Annotated in this window: 19 protein-coding genes and 1 tRNA gene; 14 read left to right on the top strand and 6 right to left on the bottom strand. The window is 73.3% G+C overall.

The features are described from left to right. The first annotated feature begins 62 nt into the window (after positions 1–62). Genes HRF36_RS12405 through HRF36_RS12395 form a run of 3 tightly spaced genes read left to right on the top strand, consistent with a single transcriptional unit; the run spans position 63 to position 1704 of the window. The gene (locus HRF36_RS12405) at positions 63–767 is read left to right on the top strand and encodes an RNA polymerase sigma factor (RefSeq protein ID WP_173210355.1); all 705 of its coding nucleotides are present in this window, start codon (positions 63–65) and stop codon (positions 765–767) included. Then, the gene (locus tag HRF36_RS12400) at positions 764–1372 is read left to right on the top strand and encodes an Asp23/Gls24 family envelope stress response protein (RefSeq protein ID WP_173210353.1); all 609 of its coding nucleotides are present in this window, start codon (positions 764–766) and stop codon (positions 1370–1372) included. The genes HRF36_RS12405 and HRF36_RS12400 overlap by 4 nt, the downstream gene beginning before the upstream one ends. After that, entirely contained in the window at positions 1369–1704 is a 336-nt protein-coding gene (locus HRF36_RS12395; RefSeq protein ID WP_173210351.1) for a hypothetical protein, read from the top strand. The genes HRF36_RS12400 and HRF36_RS12395 overlap by 4 nt, the downstream gene beginning before the upstream one ends. 92 nt (positions 1705–1796) lie before the next feature. On the opposite strand, the gene hxlA is transcribed toward HRF36_RS12395, so the two are convergent. Beyond that, positions 1797–2420, bottom strand: coding sequence for a 3-hexulose-6-phosphate synthase (gene hxlA, locus HRF36_RS12390; protein ID WP_173210349.1), 624 nt, complete (start codon positions 2418–2420; stop codon positions 1797–1799). Between the two features lie 178 nt (positions 2421–2598). On the opposite strand from hxlA, the gene HRF36_RS12385 reads away from it, so the two are divergent. Then, positions 2599–3450: a LuxR C-terminal-related transcriptional regulator gene (locus HRF36_RS12385; protein WP_254281303.1), complete on the top strand. Its 852-nt coding sequence runs from the start codon at positions 2599–2601 to the stop codon at positions 3448–3450. A 91-nt stretch (positions 3451–3541) separates the two neighbouring features. Here HRF36_RS12385 and HRF36_RS12380 read toward each other — a convergent pair. Continuing rightward, a tRNA-Arg gene (locus tag HRF36_RS12380) sits at positions 3542–3614 on the bottom strand. Between the two features lie 88 nt (positions 3615–3702). Continuing rightward, on the bottom strand, positions 3703–3993 hold the full coding sequence (locus HRF36_RS12375) for a hypothetical protein (RefSeq protein WP_173210347.1): 291 nt from the start codon (positions 3991–3993) through the stop codon (positions 3703–3705). 183 nt (positions 3994–4176) lie between these two features. Between HRF36_RS12375 and HRF36_RS12370 the strand changes: the two genes are divergently transcribed. The 3 genes from HRF36_RS12370 (at position 4177) to HRF36_RS12360 (ending at position 7023) form a co-directional block, all read left to right on the top strand. Continuing rightward, on the top strand, positions 4177–4764 hold the full coding sequence (locus HRF36_RS12370; protein ID WP_173210345.1) for a helix-turn-helix domain-containing protein: 588 nt from the start codon (positions 4177–4179) through the stop codon (positions 4762–4764). Between the two features lie 9 nt (positions 4765–4773). Further along, complete coding sequence (locus tag HRF36_RS12365; RefSeq protein ID WP_173210343.1) at positions 4774–6090, top strand: MFS transporter; 1317 nt, start codon at positions 4774–4776, stop codon at positions 6088–6090. A 72-nt stretch (positions 6091–6162) separates the two neighbouring features. Beyond that, complete coding sequence (locus HRF36_RS12360; protein WP_173210341.1) at positions 6163–7023, top strand: phosphatase PAP2 family protein; 861 nt, start codon at positions 6163–6165, stop codon at positions 7021–7023. A gap of 17 nt (positions 7024–7040) precedes the next feature. Here HRF36_RS12360 and HRF36_RS12355 read toward each other — a convergent pair whose 3' ends face one another. Further along, positions 7041–8204, bottom strand: coding sequence for a VIT1/CCC1 family protein (locus tag HRF36_RS12355; RefSeq protein ID WP_173210339.1), 1164 nt, complete (start codon positions 8202–8204; stop codon positions 7041–7043). A 33-nt stretch (positions 8205–8237) separates the two neighbouring features. On the opposite strand from HRF36_RS12355, the gene HRF36_RS12350 reads away from it, so the two are divergent. From HRF36_RS12350 to HRF36_RS12340, 3 genes are all read left to right on the top strand, one after another. After that, positions 8238–9116, top strand: a complete 879-nt coding sequence (locus tag HRF36_RS12350) for a DUF429 domain-containing protein (protein WP_173210337.1) — start codon at positions 8238–8240, stop codon at positions 9114–9116. An 83-nt stretch (positions 9117–9199) separates the two neighbouring features. Further along, positions 9200–9712, top strand: a complete 513-nt coding sequence (locus tag HRF36_RS12345; RefSeq protein WP_173210335.1) for a GNAT family N-acetyltransferase — start codon at positions 9200–9202, stop codon at positions 9710–9712. A gap of 8 nt (positions 9713–9720) precedes the next feature. Next, positions 9721–10080, top strand: a complete 360-nt coding sequence (locus HRF36_RS12340; RefSeq protein WP_173210333.1) for a hypothetical protein — start codon at positions 9721–9723, stop codon at positions 10078–10080. 303 nt (positions 10081–10383) lie between these two features. On the opposite strand, the gene HRF36_RS12335 is transcribed toward HRF36_RS12340, so the two are convergent. After that, positions 10384–10815: a YchJ family protein gene (locus HRF36_RS12335; RefSeq protein WP_173210331.1), complete on the bottom strand. Its 432-nt coding sequence runs from the start codon at positions 10813–10815 to the stop codon at positions 10384–10386. Positions 10816–11101: 286 nt separating this feature from the next. Here HRF36_RS12335 and HRF36_RS12330 point away from each other — a divergent pair, with 286 nt between their 5' ends. The 3 genes from HRF36_RS12330 to HRF36_RS12320 all read left to right on the top strand — a co-directional run bounded on the left by HRF36_RS12330 (position 11102) and on the right by HRF36_RS12320 (position 13608). After that, positions 11102–11497 carry a hypothetical protein gene (locus tag HRF36_RS12330; protein WP_173210329.1) on the top strand — a complete coding sequence of 132 codons (396 nt, stop codon included), beginning with the start codon at positions 11102–11104 and terminating at the stop codon, positions 11495–11497. A 149-nt stretch (positions 11498–11646) separates the two neighbouring features. Then, positions 11647–12519, top strand: coding sequence for a metallophosphoesterase (locus tag HRF36_RS12325; RefSeq protein ID WP_173210327.1), 873 nt, complete (start codon positions 11647–11649; stop codon positions 12517–12519). A 72-nt stretch (positions 12520–12591) separates the two neighbouring features. Further along, positions 12592–13608 (top strand): NAD-dependent epimerase/dehydratase family protein, encoded by a 1017-nt coding sequence (locus tag HRF36_RS12320; protein ID WP_173210325.1) that lies wholly within the window; start codon positions 12592–12594, stop codon positions 13606–13608. 21 nt (positions 13609–13629) lie between these two features. Here the strand turns inward: HRF36_RS12320 and HRF36_RS12315 are convergent, their stop codons facing one another. Next, a complete protein-coding gene (locus HRF36_RS12315; protein WP_173210323.1) occupies positions 13630–14283 on the bottom strand; it encodes an HAD-IA family hydrolase in 654 nt (217 codons plus the stop codon). Between the two features lie 58 nt (positions 14284–14341). Between HRF36_RS12315 and HRF36_RS12310 the strand changes: the two genes are divergently transcribed. After that, a complete protein-coding gene (locus HRF36_RS12310) occupies positions 14342–14716 on the top strand; it encodes a hypothetical protein (protein WP_173210101.1) in 375 nt (124 codons plus the stop codon). The last annotated feature ends 251 nt before the right edge of the window (positions 14717–14967 follow it).

Genomic DNA, 14967 nt, shown 5'->3' with positions numbered 1-14967 from the left:
CCGGCCGGTGTCTGAGTGCCCGTGAAGCGGGACACATCATTCAGACGCATCGGTCACGTCGCATGTCATGGTGGATCAGCCAGCTCTCAGCGAACGATCCGAGAGCACTCGCTTTTCGGCCACGGCGTCCCCCGATCCGGGCGCAGGGTGGTACTCAGTTATTAGGGGCACCCGACCGCCCCACCGTCGATCACACACAGGAGGTCGTCATCACCACCGACGACCCGCTCCTCGAGGCGGCCGACGCGACACTGGCCGTCCGGGCCCGCGACGGTGACGTCCACGCCTACGAGGTCATCGCCCGACGTCACGGTCCGCTCATGCGCGTCTACGCCGCGCGCCTCCTCGGCTCCGAGCTCGAGTCCGATGACGTCGTCCAGGACGCGTTCCTCACCGCGTGGCGGCGCCTGTCCGACCTCGACGACCCGTCCCGGGTGCGCAACTGGCTGATGCGCATCGTCAGCAACAAGGCCGTCGACCGGCTGCGCGTCCGACGCGACCACGACGACGTCGATCGTCTCGAGGTCGCGGCACCGCGCCACGAGACACCCGAGCGCGTGGTCGAGGCGCGTCTCCAGCTCGACGCGATGTGGTCGGCACTGGACAAGCTTCCCCTCGACCAGCGACGGTGTTGGCTGTTGCGAGAGACGGCCGACTACTCGTACGCGGACATCGCCGAGGCCCTCGACCTGCCGGTCTCGACGGTCCGGGGCAAGATCTCGCGGGCCCGGACGTTCCTGATCACCGAGATGGAGGCGTGGAGATGAGCACCGACGATCGTTCGACCCTCGACGCCCAGGAGCCCGACGACACCGTCGACGGCATCCCGGTGGAACGGTTGGGCGACTACCTCGACGCGGGCCGCACGCCGCGCGAACCCGAGATCGAGGGGTCGGCGGCCTGCCGCCTGTACCTGCAGTCCCTGGCCCGGGTGCAGAACCTGTCGCGTGCCTCCCTCGAACACGTGGCGGCCCGTGAACCCGACCGTGACGGCGCGTGGATCGACGGCCTGCTGGACTCGATCAGACGTGAGGTGGTGGGCGGCCGCGAGATCCCGGTGGGCCACCCCGACCCCGGCGTCCGACTGAGCGTCACCGAGGCGGCGGCGCGCGGGCTGGTTCGACGAGCGGGCGATGCGCAGTCCGGGGTCGTGCTGGGCTCGACGACCATCGACGGCGACCTGACGACCGCCGGCGCCCCCGTCAACGTCAGCGTGACGGCCGCGGCGCGCTACGGACTCGACCTCGGCGCCGTGGCGGACGAATTGCGCGGACGGATCACCGAGACCCTGACGCGACACACCGGACTGAACGTCACCCGGGTCGATGTGCACATCGACGACGTGTTCGTGCCCCGAGAGGACGACCGATGAACGACGACACGCTCTCGCGGGAGCTGACCGACCTGCTGCGCGGCGTCGCGGGCATCGTGGACGTGTTCGACGCTCACCCGGTCGTCGAGGGCGCGGTCCGGGTGGTCGCCGCCGGGCTCGACCTCGCGGGCTCGACGGGACTCGTCGAGATCTCGCGCAGGTCCGACTCGGTGTCGGTCACCGCCCACGTGGCGACCGAGCTGGACGCACCGACACCCGAGACGCTCGCCCGGGCCGCCGACGCGCTGCGTCGACGCCTGGCCGAGACCGGCCTGACGGGCGACGACGTCGTGGTGGCGGTCTCGGCCCGCCTGGTCGAAACACCCCGCTGACGAACGAGGAGGCGCGGTGCCGGTCCGACCGACACCGCGCCTCCTGCGCGTCAGCGCTCCAGCCTCGGCCGGAGCGCGGTTCGACGTCGGTGCTACTTGATGGCGGCGCGGATCTCGGCGGCGGCAGCGGCGACGTCGTCGGCCGAGTAGATCGCGGCACCGGCGACGGCGACGTCTGCTCCGGCGTCCTGCACCGAGCCGACGGTGGCGGCCTTGACGCCGCCTGCGACGGAGAACGGCACGCCGCTGGCCTTGCCGGCCTCGAGCAGCGTCTCGAACGTGAAGCCCTCTTCGGCCTGCTCGTCGAGACCGGCGTGCATCTCGACGAACTCGGCGCCGAGGGCGACGACCTCCTTGGCACGGGCGGCCTTGTCGCCGACGCCGATCAGGTCGACGACGATTCCCTTGCCGTGCGCCTTGGCGGCCTTGACCGCCCCGGCGATGGTGCTGTCGCCGGCGACGCCGAGGACCGTCACCAGGTCGGCGCCGGCCTTGAACGCCTCGCCCGCCTCGAGCTCACCGGCGTCCATCGTCTTGAGGTCGGCGAAGACGATCTTGTCGGGGTGCGCCTCTTTGACGGCGGTGATGGCGCGGAAACCCTCGGCCTTGATCAGCGGCGTGCCGAGCTCGATGATGTCGACGCTCGGCGCGGCGGCGGCGGCCAGCTCGAGGGCGGCGTCGATGGTCAGGGTGTCCATGGCGAACTGCAGCTTCATGTGGTGCTCCTCGTGGGGGCGACGGGGCCCGATCGGGCCTCTGGATACGTCGTCGATCCCGTTGCCCTCGATCATGGTCCGCCGATGCTGAGAGGGCAGCTCCTCGACGGAGGCGTCCCACCCACCCGTTCGGGTAGGGACGATGATGACGGGTAGGCACACACCTAGGCTGAGGGGCATGAGTCGCACCCTGCACGACGGCCCCGGCCGAGCCGGTTCCGACGCCCTCGCGCGGACCGTGGCGTCCGAGCACGCGCGGGCGACCGCCGAGCTGGTGGACCGTCACGCGATGACGCTCGAGTCCGTGCTGGCCGCCCTGCGTTCTCGACGCCTCGACGATCGGGCGGCACGGGCAGAGGCCATCGACGTCGCAGCGGGCGCGTTGGTCGCGCTGAGGACCGGTTCGGACCGGGAGCGCGGCACGACGCTCGAGCCGGTCGTGGGGGCCTTCGCGCGCCTCCGGTCCGACCTGCGACCGCTCGTCCGCTTCGGCGACCTGGACGTGCAGTTCGTCGAACCGCCGGCCACGGGCCGGGCTTTGCCGGGTGACGTGGCGCACGTGGCGCGGGCCGTGGTGCGGAACGCCGTGCTCACCTTCGTCGATGCGGGCGACGCTCGTCGGGTGCGCATCCAGTGGGACTGCGACGGCCTGAACCTGCTGATCGCGATCCGTGACGACGGAGCCGGTGAGCTCACGGCACACGACGACGCCCTGCGGCCGATCACCGAGCAGGTCTCGGGCGTCGGCGGCGACCTGACGGTCGCGTCCACGGCCGGGTGGGGTTCGGAGCTGACGGTGCGGCTTCCGCTCGACCCGCCCCCCTCGAACGAGCCGTGGGAGCTGGTCGCGGCCCTCAGTGAGAGAGAGCGTGAGGTGCTGCACCGCGTGGCATCCGGCGATCGGAACCGCGACATCGCCTCGGCACTGGGCATCAGCGACAACACCGTGAAGTTCCACGTCTCGAACCTGCTGCGCAAGCTCGGGGCCCGCAGCCGCACCGAACTCGCCGCCCTCGCCTCGTCACCCTGACCGGGAGCCCGTGCCGGGGTCGTCGCCGGTCGAGAGCACCGAGACGAAGAATGGCCCCTGCCGTGTAGGGCAGGGGCCATGCTGAGTTGCGTGCGCCTGGAGGGACTCGAACCCCCAACCTTCTGATCCGTAGTCAGATGCTCTATCCGTTGAGCTACAGGCGCGTTTCTCGGGCCGATTGGCCAGAGGAAACACTACACGAGGGAGGCGCGGGGCGCGAATCGAGGCCGACCCGCGCCTCCTCGGGTCACGTCAGTAGGCGTGCTTGCCTTCGCCGTCACCCTTGTAGTCGCCGATCAGCTCGTCAACCTCGCCGGCGTCGGCCTGCCCGGGCCGGCGGGTCGGGACGGCGTCCTCGGCCGGTCCGTCATCGAGCGTGCGCGACCCGGTGCCACCGTCGGGGTGGTTCTCGCTGGTGATCTCGACGGGGCGATCGTCCCGCTCACCGACGGTGTGGTCGCCGTGACCTTCGCCGCTGCTGTTACCGCTGCGCTCGAGTTCGGTCTCGTCAGTGCCGTGCGGGTCGTCCGGGGTCTTCGTCATCGGGTTCCTCCTGCGAGCCGGGCCGTCCGGTCGTCGTGGATCGAGCTTGCGCCGCGGGCCGCTCCGGCGTCCACGACACCCACCACACTCACGGCTCGACCGGTCGACCCTCACGCTCCCGTGCCCCAGCCAAGCCCACAACATCCCTTGCGCAACATCTCTTGTGCATCTAGGGTCGACCGCATGACCCCGCGCGAGACCTCCCGCAGTACGCTCACCGACGCCGCCTCGATGCGCGTGCTGGCCCACCCGACCCGGTTGCGCCTCCTCGGGCTGATGCGCGAGCGCGGGCCGCAGACGGCCGCCCAGCTCGGCGACGCCGTCGACGAGGCCCCGGGCACGATCAGCTACCACCTGTCGAAGCTCGCCTCGATCGACCTGATCGGCCCGGCCGAGCCCCGGACCACCGATCGGCGTGAACGCTGGTGGCAGGCCACCGCGCAGCTCACCAGCTGGGAGCCCGCCGAACTGCTCGACGATCCCGACCGCCTCGCCGCGTCGTCCGCCCTGCAGAAGTCGATCGGCCAGGCCTACGCCGCCCGCTTCGGCGAGTACGTCGACGCGACGCCCACGCTGCCCCGCGAGTGGGTGGAGGCCGGCGCGAGCGGCGACCGCAGCCTGCGCCTCACCGCGACCGAGCTCGCCGACCTGCGCCGCGACCTCGAGGGCGTCGTCGAGCGCTGGCTCGGCGTCAGCGACGCCCACGACCCGACGCTCGACGACGGGGCCGAGCCCGTCGTGCTCGTCTACCAGGCCTACCGCCGGCCCTGAGTGCGGACCATGGGCGAGATCAGACGACCCGAGGAGGCGCGGGTCGCCCTGTCCGCGCTGGTCGCCGCCCACGCGATCTCGCAGACCGGCAACGTCGTGACGGCCTTCGCCGTGCCCTTCTACGTCCTGGGCCTCGGCGGATCAGGAGCGGAGGTCGGCCTCGCGGCCGCGTTCGCGACGGCACCGGTGATCATCGGCGGACCGCTCGGCGGCGTCGTCGTCGACCGGGTCGGGCACCGCCGGGCCGCGATCGTGGCCGACCTGGTGAGCGGCGCCTCCGTCCTCGCGATGCCCGTGCTCGCCCTGACCGTCGGACTGCCGTTCTGGGCCCTGCTCTCGCTCGTCTTCGTCGGCGGGCTGCTCGACACCCCGGGGCAGACGGCCCGCCGGGTGATGCTGCCCGGGCTGACCGAGCGCGCCGGGGTGCGGATCGAACGCAGCGTCGGCCTGCTCGACGGGTCCGAACGCTTCGCCAAGATGATCGGAGCCTCGATCGCCGGGCTGCTCGTCGCCGCCGTCGGCCCGATCGCCTCGCTGTTCGTCAACGCGGCCACCTTCGCCGTCTCGGCGAGCCTCACCCGGGCCTTCGTCCCCGCGCCCGATCCGGTACGTACCGGATCACAGAATTCGAGAGACGACCACCCGACAGAGCCGAGCGACGATGCCGAGCCCGCCCGCGCCTCCTACCGGGCCGACCTGGCCGAGGGCGCCCGGTTCGTCCTGCGCGACCCGCTGATGCGGCTGATCGTCGCGCTCGTGCTGGTCACGAACCTGCTCGACGCCGCTCGCGGGTCCACGCTGCTGCCCCTCTACGCGAACGATCGACTGGGAGGCGCGGCCGCCTTGGGACTGCTCGTCGCCACCATGGGCGGCTGCGCCCTGGCCGGCAACGTGGTCTTCGGCTTCGTCGCCCACCGAGTGCCGCGGCGGGTCACCTTCGTCATCTGCTTCACGCTCGCCGGCGGCCCGTCGAGCCTCGCCTTCGCCCTCGGGGCACCGCTGCCGGCGCTGGTCGCCGCGACCGCGCTCTCGGGACTGGCCGCCGGAGCCCTCAACCCCATCCTCGGCACCGTGCAACTCGAACGCACCCCCGAGCACCTCCGCGGGCGGGTCTTCGGGCTGGTCAACGCCGGAGCCTGGGCCGGCATCCCGTTCGGTGCCCTGCTCGGCGGCGTCGCCGCCGACACGATCGGACTGGCCCTCGCGTTCGGCATCGTCGCCGCGGTCTACACGACCGTCACGCTCGCCCCGCTCACCGGCGGGGCCTGGCGTCAGATGGAGCGCACGACCCCCTCGGTCGACCGGCCACCTGCACCCGCGCTGTGAGTCCGGACCACCCCGGCGCATCGGCAGGTCGGACCGAGCCGGTTTCCAGGCGCCGTGTAGTTAGCTCGTCCGGTGACCCCTCACCCCGCCCTCTCGACGACCCCGGCCGTCCGCCGACGGGTCACGGGTCGCTGGGTCGTCGCCTCGTCGGCCTCGGTCGTGGTGCTGGCGGGGGTCTACACGATCGCCGTCCTGACCGAGACCGGCCAGTCGATCGAGGACAGCATCCTCCGGTCGGTCGACGGCACGACCTTGCTGCAGTCGGGTGTCGCGCTGGACGCCATCTCGCCGCCGGCCGTGCTGCTGGTCGTCGCCCTCACGATGGTCGTCGCGTTCCTGCGCCGCCGGCCCGGCTCGGCCGTGCAGGCGGGCGTCCTGATCGTGGGGGCCACGATCACGACGCAGCTGCTCAAGCAACTCGCTCCGCGCCCCGAGCTCACCGGCGAGATCTACGGCAACAGCTTCCCCAGCGGGCACGTCACGGTCGCCGTCGCCGCCGTCCTGGCCATCATGACCACCTTCGGCCGGCACGCCCGACCGCTCTTCTACATGGTCGGCGCTGCCTTCGCGGCCGTCGTCGCCGAACAGACCGTGGCCTTCGGCTGGCACCGCTGCAGCGACGTCGTCGGGGCCTGCGCCGTGGCACTCCTCTGGCTCGGACTCGTGCGCATCGCCGCCGCGCGCCTCTCGCGCGACCCCCGCGGTCGTGACGACGTCGGGCCGCGATCCCACGGTGCGACCTCGGTGGTGCTCGGCCTCGCCCTGGTCGTCTGCCTCACCTTGTCCGGCGCGATCTGGAGCATCGGCATCGGTGCCGACATGAGCCTCACGACGTCGACCGGGCAAGGGGTACTGATGGGAGCGCGGCTGGCCGCGGCCGGCGTCGTCCTCGTCACGTGCTGGATCGCCTGGAAACTCGACCGCAAGGCCTGAGCCCTCCACCGACCGGCTCAACCCGCGGCGCCCGTCCCGAACAGCAGCCCGAGCAGGTACGTCACGGCGGCCGCCCCGAACCCGATGCCCAGCTGCCGCAGGGCCCGCTTGACCGGGCTCGCCCCCGACAGCAGACCGACCACGGCACCCGTGCCGAGCAGCGCGACGCCGACCAGGGCCGAGGCCACGACCACGGCCGCGAGCCCGGACAGACCGAACAGGTAGGGCAGCACGGCGATCACGGCCCCGGACGCGAAGAAGCAGAAGCTCGAAGCGGCAGCGCCGAACGCCGTGCCGAGCGTCTCGTGGGTGGCGGGTTCGTCGGCCGAGCGCGCCTCCTCGCCCGGGGCGTCCGCCCAGCCGCCCGTGGCGGCGCCCGGCGCCGCACCGGCAGGAGGCGCGCTCGGCGACGAGGCACCTCGCCCCGCACCCGCGAGCACCTGCCGCGCATGGGCCTCGGCCTCGTCCGGCGACATGCCCCGTGCCCGGTACACGAGGGCCAGCTCGTTCGCGTCGACGTCGAGGTCGGGCAGCACCTGCCTCGCCGTCGGGTCGGGTGTCGAGGCGTCGAGCAGCTCGCGCTGCGACCGCACCGAGACGTACTCGCCCGCGCCCATCGACAGGGCCCCGGCGAGCAGACCCGAGAGCCCGGTCAGCAGCACCACGTGGTTCGCCACACCGGAGGCGCTGATGCCGAGCACGAGCGCGAGGTTGCTGACGAGCCCGTCGTTCGCCCCGAACACGGCGGCCCGGAACGACCCCGACAGCCGGTTGCGACCCCGTTCGGCCAGGCCGCGCACCACCTCGCCATGGATGCGTTCGTCGGCGGCCATCGCGTCGGTGGCGTCGACGTCGGTCGCGTAGGGCGACCGCGCCTCGGCGCTCTGCACGAGCGCGAGCACGAAGATCGAGCCGAACCGCCGGGCCAGCACGCCGAGCACGCGGGTGCGCAGGTCGGTGCGGGCCGGACGCCCGACGTCGGCGCCGAGCAGGTCGACCCAGTGCTGCGCGTGGCGGCCCTCGGCGTCGGCCAGGGCGAGCAGGATCGCGCGCTCCTCGCCGTCGCGGCGGCGGGCGAGGTCACGGTAGGTCGACTCCTCGGCCCGTTCGTCGGCGAGGTAGCGACGCCATCGGCGCAGGTCGGCCGGGGTCCGGGTGCTCGTGCGCGTGCTGGTGGGCATGGGGACAGTATCGGGCGCGAGTACGGTCGAGCGGTGAGCACACCCCGACCCCGCTATCTCGGCGTCGACCTCGCCTGGCGCGACTCCACGCCCGCCCGCCCGGCGAACGAGACCGGCCTCGCCGTGATCGACGCCGACGGCACGGTGCTCGACGCCGGCTGGGCACGCGGGGTCGACGAGGTCGAGGCCTGGGTCCTGCGCTGGTCGACGCCCGGCTCGGTCGTGGCGGTGGACGCCCCCGTGCTCGTGCCGAACGCGACGGGGATGCGGGCGAGCGAGCGGCTCGTGGCGCGCGCCTACGGTCGCTGGCACGTGTCGGCCAACGCCAGCAGCGCCTCCCTGCCCTGGCTCGGCGGACGCACCCTCGGCGAGCGGCTCGAGCGTGCCGGCGGCATCTACGACGACGGTGTCGTGCCGCTGCCCGCCGAGGCGGTCGGACATTTCGAGTGCTACCCGTACACGACACTCGTCGGCATGGCCGAACTCGGCTACGACGACAAGCGTCCGCGCTACAAGCGACCCGACCTCACCCTGCCGAAGGAGGCGCGGCGCGAGGCGCGGGCGGCGGCCTGCGACGAGCTGCTCCGCCGGTTGGCCGGCCTGGCCGGGGCCGAGGTGCCGCTGCGGCTCGGCTCGCACCCCGTGTCGGCGATGCTCGTCGACGAACCGTCGCCGCTCGTCGACCGGGCCTACAAGCACCGCGAGGACCTGCTCGACGCCCTGGTCTGCGCCTGGACGGCGGCGCTGCGCGACCGCACACCGGGACGCCTGCAGGTGCTCGGCGCCGACACCGGACCCGACGCTCGCGGGAGGCGCGCGACACTGATCTCGCCGGCCCGCCCCGAGCAGCGGCTCGGCCCCGCACCCGTGGCGCGGGCCGACGCGGATGCGCCCCGTGCCCTCCGCACGTGACGCCCCCGGGGCGGGACGCGATGTCGTGACGCGACCCGCGCCTCCTGCCCTCGGCTCGTGCCGCCGTGTGGCAGGGTGACGGCATGCCCGCACGACCCGTGACCGTCCGCCGCACGACCGCCGACGACTGGCAGCGCGTCCGCGACCTGCGCCTCGCGATGCTCGCCGACACCCCGATCGCCTACGGCGAGACCCTCGCCGTCGCACGGCGCCACGCCGAGCCCGAGTGGCGGATGCGTGCCGCCCGCGGCCAAGCCGAGCACGGCACCTCGCTGGTCGCGATCGACGACGGCACGGGCGAGTGGGTCGGCTCGATGGGCGGATTCCTGCAGGCGCCGGGCCAGCCGATGCTGGTCGGCGTCTACGTCGCACCGTCGCACCGTGGGCGGTCGGCCGGGGTCGCCGACCTGCTGCTCGACGGCGTCGAGGCCTGGGCCGCGACCGAGGGCGACGTCCTGCGACTGCACGTCCACGAGCAGAACGAGCGGGCCGTCGCGTTCTACCGTCGACGCGGCTACGAGCCGACCGGCCACACGAACGCCTACGCCCTCGATCCGACGGCACGCGAGCTCGAGATGCTCGCGCCGCTGCGCTGAGCGCGGCGGTGGCCAGCACGCACGACGTCTTCCTCGAGGGTCCCCACGCCGAGTCGCGACATCTCGTCGAACGGACCCTGGTCGATCACGGCTTCACCCTGTCGGCGGCACCGGACGGCAGCACCCGGGCCACCCGGGGCGACCTGGTGTCCACCCTGGCGCTGCGGGCGTTCGCCGGGCGGGCGCAGATGCTGACCCTCTCCGTGCAGTGGTTCGTCGACGATCGCGCACGGCTCGTGGCACGCGTCGTGCACGAACCCGCCCTGTCGGTGCTCGGCGGCCCGGTCGGCGTCATCCGGGCGCAGCGGGCCGTCGGCGAGATCGTACGGGCGCTCGAGGTTGTCGCCCTCCGACCCCGAGAGCCGTGACGACGGGACGCAGCCTGTCCGCGACCGGGCTCGGCCTGTCCCCCGAAACGCGGGGTCCGTCGCCCGACCCTGTGAGGAGCGTCCACGTCTGAACCGCACCATCCCCTGCGGCCTAGCGTTCGCCTGGATGAAGGGTGCAAGCCTTGCATCGGTGTCGTCCGGACCGCGGGTCCCTGCCCGTGAAGCTCTCCCTGTGGCCCGGCGGCGTCACGGAGAGGACGTCGGGCCCGACGGACCCGACGTCCTCTTCGTGTCGCCCGACCCCGCCATGCCGGTGCCGCTCCCGTCGTGCCGCCCCCGGAGCTAGCCCGCGACGCCGTCGACGTAGAGCCAGCGCCCGTCGACCCGGGCGAAGCGGCTGACCTCGTGCTGGACGCCCACCCCGTCGCCGTCCCGGAAATGCGCCTCGAACTCGACCGTGCCCGCGTCGTCGAAGGGCCCACCACCGAGGGCCCGCACGATGTCGAGGCGGAACCATCGTGTGGCCGGGTCGACCTCGAGGGTCGTCGGTCGGGTCGAGGGGTGCCAGGTCTCGAGCAGGTAGGAGGCGCGCGCGAGCGCGAACGCGGAGTACCGCGAGCGCATCAGCCGTTCCGCCGTCGGGGCGGGCGTCGTGCCCCGATGCGCCGGTCCGCAGCACGACCCGTAGGTCTCGCCGCTGAGGCAGGGGCACCGCGCCGAGTCGTCGAGGTCGCGGCCGGGGCCGGGGCCGGGGCCGGATGCAACAGGAGACATCAGGCCATTCTGCGGCACGCACCGGCAACTCCTGGCTCCTGCTGCCGACCGCCCGCGCCACGCCTGCTCCGGCACCCCGACGCGGCACCAGCCCGGAGTTGCCGACATCGACCACCCGCGCCGCGCCTGCCGCGCCTGCCGCGCCTGCCGCGCCCGCGGTGCCGCGGGCTACTCCGCCGCGGGGCCGGTGGCACGCCGACGCCGCTCCCCAGTCCGGGTCGCACCCCAACAGGCCGCCCCCGCACTGGGCGTCGCCCTCGGTGCCCGGACCTGTCACGGTGATGCGGTGACGATCTCACCGACCTCCGCCTCGCACCCCGTCCACGAGCAAGAGCTCGTGTTCGCCCACGTGCGTGCGGTCCTGGGCGCGGCCGAGGCCGGTCCCGTGCCGCCCCGGCTGTCCCGTCGCAAGACCGCCCGCGCCCTGGCGTCGGCAGGCTTCTGCAACCTGACCGGCGAACCCGTCCGGGCGTCGTCCCTGAAGCAGGACGGGACGCAGTTCTTCGACCGCTCCGAGACCGTCCTGGTCGAGTCGCTCACCAGGGGCCGACGCTTCTACGGCCTGTTCGTCGAACCGACCTCGCCGACGCACGAGGACTGGACGACGATCACCGACATGTTCGCCGAGCTCGGCCGCCGCGTGCACGGCCGCCTCGCGCCCGCCGACCAGTTCCGAGGCTGAGCCTCCCCGGCCGCGTCCGAGATCGCACCATCGATGTGGTGTCGAACCACCCGAATGCGTGGTTCGACGCCACATCGGTGGTGCAACACGACGGCACGAGCCGCACGAGCCGCACGAGCGGCACGCGCCGCACGAGGTAGCGTCGCAGCATGCACGCCCTGCCCCCCGGAGCCCTCCGCATCGTCCATCTCAGCGACGCGCACCTGCTCGCCGACGGGGCCCTGCACCAGGGAGTCGTCGACACGAGCGAGGCCCTCGACCTCGTCCTGGCCGAGGCCGCTCGCGTCGAGGGGGTGCGCCTGCTGGTGGGGTCGGGTGACCTGTCGGACGACGGGAGCCGCGCCTCCTACCGCCACCTCCGCGACCGCACCGACGCGTGGGCGCGAGCGGCCGGCGCCGAGGTCGTCCTCGTGCCGGGCAACCACGACGTGCGGGCGGGCTTCGCCGAGGTGCTCGGCGGCGACCCCGACCGCCCCCTCGACCTCGTGCGCGACGTGGACGGGTGGCGGGTGATCGGGCTCGACACGTCGGTGCCCGGGGCCGGTTACGGTCTGCTGCGGCCCGAACAGCTCGCCTGGCTGCGCGACGAGCTGGCGACGCCCGCCGAACGGGGCTCCGTGCTCGTGCTCCACCACCCGCCGATCACCGCGCCGACGACCCTGCACGAGTCGCTCGCCCTGCAGGACCCGGAGGCGCTGGCCGCGGCCGTCGAGGCGTCGGACGTCCGCGTCGTCCTCGGCGGGCACTACCACCACCACATGGTCGGGCACCTGGCGGGCGTGCCCGTGGTGGTCGCGCCCGGGGTGGCGAACGACACGGACGTGCTGGCGGCCGTCGGCACCGAGCGAGCCGTGCGCGGCTCGGGCTTCGCCGTCGTCGAGGTGTCGGCCACGGGGTCGGTGCGCTCGACTCCGGTGCGCGTGCCCGACCGGCGGGACGGCGACGAGGTGTTCGTGCTGGACGAGGCCGCCGTCGCCCGCATCGCCGCCGCGGCCGGACCCGCGCCCAGGGGCCGCGCGTAGGCTCGATGCAGGCCTGCCGCCCACCCGGGGTCGGCACGAGGCCGTTCGTCGAGTCGTGAAAGTGAGACCCCCATGCGCGTGGTCGTCGTCGGAGCCACGGGCAACCTGGGCACCGCCTTGCTCACCCGCCTGCAGGCCGAGCCCGAGGTCACGTCGATCGTGGGCGTCGCCCGCCGCGGCCCCCGCATGGCGACGCCACCCTACGGCGAGGTCACCTGGTTCTCGATCGACGTCGGGGCCGACGACGCACCCGCCTCGCTCGAACGCGCCTTCGCCGGGGCCGACGCGGTCGTGCACCTCGGCTGGGCCCTGCAGCCGAGCCATCACAAGGCCGTCATGTACCGCACGAACGTGTCGGGCACCTCGCACGTGCTCGACGCCGCCGCCCGTGCCGGCGTGCCCCACGTGCTCGTGGCGTCGTCCGTCGGTGCCTACTCGCGCGGCCCCAAGGGGCGGCGGGTGGACGAGACCTACAAGACCAAGGGCGTCCGCCGGTCGAGCTACTCGAAGCACAAGGCGATCAACGAACGCGTCATGGACGCCTTCGCCGAGCAGCACCCCGAGGTCACGCTGACCCGCATGCGGCCCGGCCTGGTCTTCCAGGCCGCCGCGGCGAGCGAGATCGTCGGACTCTTCGCCGGCCGTTGGGTGCCCACCCGCTGGATGCAACGCGTGCGCCCCCTGTTCGTCCCGCTCGCCCCGCGCTTCGTGTCGCAGGTCGTGCACGCGAGCGACGTCGCCGACGCCTTCTGGCGGGCGATCGACCGGCGGGCCGGCGGCGCGTTCAACCTCGCCGCCGAGCCCGTGGTCGACCCCGACCGCATCGCCCGGGCCTTCGGCTCCCGTCTGCTGCCGGTGCCCTACCGTCTGCTGCGCGCCGTCGTGCAGCTCACCTGGCTGGCCCGTCTGCAGCCGACCGAGCCGGGCTGGCTCGACATCGCGGCGAAGATCCCCGTCATGTCGACCCAGAAGGCCCGTGACGTGCTGGGCTGGTCGCCCCGCCACACCTCGGACGAGACCTTGCGCGAGTTCGCGCGAGCCCTCGCCCATCGCACGAACCACGAGGGGTCGCACCCGCTGCACGGGTGATCCGGTGCGGGCCTCGAGACCCTACGGCAGCGTGAGCTCGAGGGTCCCGTCGTCGCGGACGGTCACCGACACGCCCTCGTAGCCGGTGATGCGCGGAAGGCCGTCGGCCGCCGGTCCGTCGTGGTCGCCCACGACGACGACCGAGGCTCCGGAGGCGCGGGCCGCCTCGAGCCCCGCCGCCGCGTCCTCGAAGACCACGACCTCGTCGGGGGCGACGCCCAGCAGCCGGGCAGCCAACAGATAGCCGTCCGGGGCGGGCTTGCCCACGGCCACCTGCTCGGACGCCAGCACGACGGCCGGCCAGGTCACGCCCGCCTCGGCCATGCGTGACCGCGCCAGGTCGTGGTTCGCACTCGTCACGAGGGCCACACGATCCGTCGGGAGACCCTCGAGGAACGCGGCCGCGCCCGGGATCTCGACGGTGCCCCCGCCCGTGCCGGCCTCGACGGCCTGCAGGCCGTCGGTGAGCGCCCGGGCCTCGACCTCGGGCAACCCGGGCAGGAACCGCGTGACGGTGTCGTGGGTCTGCCGTCCGTGCGCGAACGCCAACAGGTCGTCGACGTCGAGCTCGTGTTCGGCGGCGAAGTCGCCCCAGATGCGTTCGACCACGGCCGTCGAGTCGACGAGCGTGCCGTCCATGTCGAAAACGATCGCGCGGCAGGTGAGGGTCGTCATGTCGTCAGTCTGCCCCGGCGCACATGCGGCACGCACCCCCGCGGCGTACCGTGCGCCCATGCACGAAGACGAGCACGACACCCAGACCGGCACCGCAGGCACCGCCGACACCGCACCGGACCGTCGCGACGCCGACGACCCGACGGCGGACTTCCCGCGGAGCGAGGCGACAACGGCCGAGATGCAGCGGTCGGCCACCGAGGACTCCCCCGCCGTCGACGCCGACACCGACCTCGACGCCGTCCAGGCCCTGCCGGGCGAAGGCGGACCCGACGACGGTGGCGACATCGAGGTCGACCCGGACGACCTCAACCTCTCGGGCGACTCGATCCCCGGGCACCCCAAGCCCGGAGAGCCCGACCCCGCCGACGTCGGCACGCACGACGCCGCACCGTCGCACCCGAAGCCCGGACCGCCGAAGCCCCGAGGCTGAGGCTTCTCGCACCGACCACGAAGGGCCGCACCGTGTCGACGGTGCGGCCCTTCGGCGCGTGTGGAGTGGTGCCGGGCGGGCCGCCCCGTGAAGAAGCTCCCGGCCCACCGGGCACCATGCGCCCACCGTGGGCGGGCTCGTTCACGCTACCTGCGCAGTCTGAGCGCGCAAGGGGTGGGCGGCCCGAGAAAACCCCGATCAACCCCTTATTTTGGCTAGACTGACTAGCGACCTGCCACGGGGGGTGGCGC

It is taken from the genome of Frigoribacterium sp. VKM Ac-2836 (genome assembly GCF_013248995.1).
In the GTDB taxonomy this organism is placed as follows: Bacteria; Actinomycetota; Actinomycetes; order Actinomycetales; family Microbacteriaceae; genus Frigoribacterium.
The sequence above is the reverse complement of the archived record's forward strand: the minus strand, read 5'-3'. Positions and strand labels throughout refer to the sequence as shown.

Coding starts and splice junctions, on each gene's coding strand:
- HRF36_RS12325 (WP_173210327.1), top strand. CDS start 11,647: ATGCACGCCCTGCCCCCCGGAGCCCTCCGCATCGTCCATCTCAGCGAC.
- HRF36_RS12320 (WP_173210325.1), top strand. CDS start 12,592: ATGCGCGTGGTCGTCGTCGGAGCCACGGGCAACCTGGGCACCGCCTTG.
- HRF36_RS12370 (WP_173210345.1), top strand. CDS start 4,177: ATGACCCCGCGCGAGACCTCCCGCAGTACGCTCACCGACGCCGCCTCG.
- HRF36_RS12395 (WP_173210351.1), top strand. CDS start 1,369: ATGAACGACGACACGCTCTCGCGGGAGCTGACCGACCTGCTGCGCGGC.
- HRF36_RS12335 (WP_173210331.1), bottom strand. CDS start 10,815: ATGTCTCCTGTTGCATCCGGCCCCGGCCCCGGCCCCGGCCGCGACCTC.
- HRF36_RS12355 (WP_173210339.1), bottom strand. CDS start 8,204: ATGCCCACCAGCACGCGCACGAGCACCCGGACCCCGGCCGACCTGCGC.
- HRF36_RS12385 (WP_254281303.1), top strand. CDS start 2,599: ATGAGTCGCACCCTGCACGACGGCCCCGGCCGAGCCGGTTCCGACGCC.
- HRF36_RS12345 (WP_173210335.1), top strand. CDS start 9,200: ATGCCCGCACGACCCGTGACCGTCCGCCGCACGACCGCCGACGACTGG.
- HRF36_RS12400 (WP_173210353.1), top strand. CDS start 764: ATGAGCACCGACGATCGTTCGACCCTCGACGCCCAGGAGCCCGACGAC.
- HRF36_RS12315 (WP_173210323.1), bottom strand. CDS start 14,283: ATGACGACCCTCACCTGCCGCGCGATCGTTTTCGACATGGACGGCACG.
- HRF36_RS12375 (WP_173210347.1), bottom strand. CDS start 3,993: ATGACGAAGACCCCGGACGACCCGCACGGCACTGACGAGACCGAACTC.
- HRF36_RS12365 (WP_173210343.1), top strand. CDS start 4,774: ATGGGCGAGATCAGACGACCCGAGGAGGCGCGGGTCGCCCTGTCCGCG.
- hxlA (WP_173210349.1), bottom strand. CDS start 2,420: ATGAAGCTGCAGTTCGCCATGGACACCCTGACCATCGACGCCGCCCTC.
- HRF36_RS12405 (WP_173210355.1), top strand. CDS start 63: ATGTCATGGTGGATCAGCCAGCTCTCAGCGAACGATCCGAGAGCACTC.
- HRF36_RS12310 (WP_173210101.1), top strand. CDS start 14,342: ATGCACGAAGACGAGCACGACACCCAGACCGGCACCGCAGGCACCGCC.